General features: G+C 72.7%; 1 protein-coding gene. It reads right to left on the minus strand.

Annotated elements, in window-relative coordinates; genetic code table 11:
* Window positions 1-233: 233 nt before the first annotated feature.
* On the minus strand, window positions 234-1,106 hold the full coding sequence (locus BL253_RS28925; RefSeq protein ID WP_076820479.1) for a sugar phosphate isomerase/epimerase family protein: 873 nt from the start codon (window positions 1,104-1,106) through the stop codon (window positions 234-236).
* Between the last annotated feature and the right edge of the window lie 117 nt (window positions 1,107-1,223).

Raw genomic sequence — 1,223 nt, forward strand, 5'->3', positions numbered from 1 at the left:
CACGGTGGTGCAGGCCCGCGGGCCGGCGAAGTACTCGCTCAGGTCCGTACCGCACAGCCCGTTGTGGGCCACGGCGATCTTGACCTCGCCGGCGGCTGGCTCGGGCTCGGGAACGTCCTCGATCCGCACGTCCTCACAGGCGTGCAGCTGAGCCGCGATCATGCGATCCCCGCCGCGACGGGGGTCATGGGCCGGTGCCGTAAGTCCGCGGCTCCGCGGTCGTCTCCCATTGCTCACTCCACTTCCGTGGCGGTCCCGGACATCTCGTTGATCAGAGCCTGTACCCGGTCTCTCGCCAGCTGGGCGGCCTCGTTCGGGGCCATGGCCGCCGTCGCGGGCGAGATGACCTCCGGCCCCAGCGAACCGAGAGCGCCGATCCGGTCGAGCGCACGGAACAGCCGGGGCAGGTCGAAGCAGCCGTCGCCGGGCAGCAGCCGGTGAAACGTGTCCTGGGCGACGCTCCCCCGCGGCTCGGCTCCCCCGTCGGAGACCTGAACGGTGAAGATCCGCCCACCCGGGAGCGCCTCCAGCGCCGCGTAGTCGGGATTGCCGCGGAAGAAGTGCCAGGTGTCGAGGACCAGGCCGCCGTTGGCGCGGTCGGCCGCCGCGGTCACGGCCGCGGCGCCCGGCAGGTCGCTGATCGCCATCATCGCCAGGAATTCCAGCTGCACGCGGGTACCGAGGTCGGCCGCGCGGTCACACAGCCGGCCGAACGACGCGGCGACCTCGGCCAGCGGAAGGTCGCAGGTCGGCCGGGAGAACACCGTCAGTGCCTCGGCGGGCAGCGCCTCGCACATGCGCAGCACCTCGTCGGCCGTGAAGGCGACGGACCGGGCCGCCGGTATCGGCTCGCCTTCGTGCCAGTTCATGAACCCGTCGAGGACGACGCCGAGACCGGCGTCGCGCAGCCGCCCGCCCAGGTCCTGGGGCTTGGTGCCCGCCTCCTCGGCCAGCGCCACGTCGAGCGGGCTGATCGACATCCGGTGGAACCCGCCGGCCACGGCGGCGTCGATCCGATGCTCGAGGGGACTGCTCAGGCCGAGCGTTCCCGACCACAGCACCCAGTCGATGCCGTCCGGGTAGGTGCCGTCCGGCGCCTCACGCATCCGCGCTCCTTTCCCGGCCGCTCACCCGCCGGCGGGGACGGAGTGCCCGGCACGACGGTGGATCCAGCGACGGATCCGGTGACCGCCGGGCGTCCTTCGGGAACTGGTCCCTCGGAG

The organism is Pseudofrankia asymbiotica, from assembly GCF_001983105.1.
Taxonomy (GTDB): Bacteria; Actinomycetota; Actinomycetes; order Frankiales; family Frankiaceae; genus Pseudofrankia; species Pseudofrankia asymbiotica.